Raw genomic sequence first — 427 nt, forward strand, 5'->3', positions numbered from 1 at the left:
GGCCATGCCTTCGGACGCCAATGCGGCGGGCGAGAATGTCGGTGGCTGGGTGATGGCGCAGATGGATCTTGCCTGCGGCATCCGCGCTGCCGAACGCGCCAAGGGTCGCGTGGTGACGGCGGCGGTGAAGGAGATGTCCTTCGCCAAGCCAATGAAGATTGGCGACACGCTGTGCATCTATACGCATGTCAATCGCGTGGGGCGCACATCGATGACGCTGAAGGTCGAAGCGTGGGCGCAGCGTTATCTGTCGGACCTCATGGAAAAGGTGACAGATGCCGATTTCGTGATGGTCGCGCTGGACCAGGACGGAAAGCCCAAACCCGTGCCATCCGAAGGCTAGAAAGAAGAAAGCCGATACTGCCGTTGTTTTGCATTACGGAATAACTTGCTGTGATGGCTGGAACTTTTAGACGAGCATCCTCGT

General features: G+C 58.3%; 1 protein-coding gene. It reads left to right on the forward strand.

Features of this window, described 5'->3' with window-relative positions; translation table 11 throughout:
- A partial coding sequence (locus tag AB1462_RS32220) for an acyl-CoA thioesterase (RefSeq protein ID WP_367249176.1) occupies positions 1-343 on the forward strand: 343 nt, incomplete at its 5' end.
- Between the last annotated feature and the right edge of the window lie 84 nt (positions 344-427).

Origin of the sequence: Pseudomonas sp. SB113 (genome assembly GCF_040754745.1) — a bacterium.
Lineage (GTDB): Bacteria > Pseudomonadota > Gammaproteobacteria > Pseudomonadales > Pseudomonadaceae > Aquipseudomonas > Aquipseudomonas grimontii.